At 62.6% G+C, this 915-nt stretch carries 1 pseudogene; it reads right to left on the bottom strand.

Annotated features, from left to right (window positions below):
* Positions 1 to 777: pseudogene (gene nifH, locus BRAS3843_RS25505) on the bottom strand (nitrogenase iron protein); the annotation flags it as partial.
* Positions 778 to 915: the final 138 nt, after the last annotated feature.

Consider the following 915-nt stretch of genomic DNA (forward strand, 5'->3'; position numbering starts at 1 on the left):
TGATGCCCTTGCCGGCGTTGTTGTGGATCCTGGTCGCCAGTTCCCGGTAGTGGCCGGCCTGAACCGAATCCGGCGCATATTCCAGCACCGTCATGCGGCGCAGCTCGGCATGCTGCACGATGTTGTCGCGCGGCACGAAGTAGATCAGCTTGGTGCCGAGCTTCTTGGCCAAGGCTTCCGCAAGCTCCAGCTCCTTGTCGGTCTGACGCTCGTTGCAGACCAGGCCGCCCAGACGCACGCCGCCCGAATTGGCATACTTCAGAATGCCCTTCGAGATGTTGTTGGCGGCATACATCGCCATCATCTCGCCGGACATCACGATGTAGATTTCCTGCGCCTTGTTCTCGCGGATCGGCATCGCGAAGCCGCCGCACACCACGTCGCCAGCACGTCGTAGGACACGTAGTCGATGTCCTCATAGGCGCCGTTCTCTTCCAGGAAGTTGATCGAGGTGATCACGCCGCGGCCGGCGCAGCCCACGCCCGGCTCCGGACCGCCGGACTCGACGCAGCGGATGTTCTGGTAGCCGACCTTCATCACCTCTTCGATCTCGAGGTCCTCGACGCTGCCCGCGGCCGCCGCCAGGCTCAGGATCGTGTCCTGCGCCTTGGCGTGCAGGATCAGGCGGGTCGAATCCGCCTTCGGGTCGCAGCCGACGATCAGGATCCGATGACCCATCTGGGCCAGCGCCGCCAGCGTGTTTTGCGACGTCGTCGACTTGCCGATGCCGCCTTTGCCGTAGAATGCGATTTGTCGCAGTGACATTCTGCTCTCCATCAACCGATTGCCTATGTCCCCCATGCCCCTGGCATGACGAGACCATGTCCTCTCTGTTCGAACCGGCAGACGGGTTATTGGGAAGGAGAGCATCGCTCGTCCGAAGCGTCGGCGTGCACTCAGCCCTCAACCTTTGCC

Source organism: Bradyrhizobium sp. STM 3843, assembly GCF_000239815.1.
Taxonomy (GTDB): domain Bacteria; phylum Pseudomonadota; class Alphaproteobacteria; order Rhizobiales; family Xanthobacteraceae; genus Bradyrhizobium.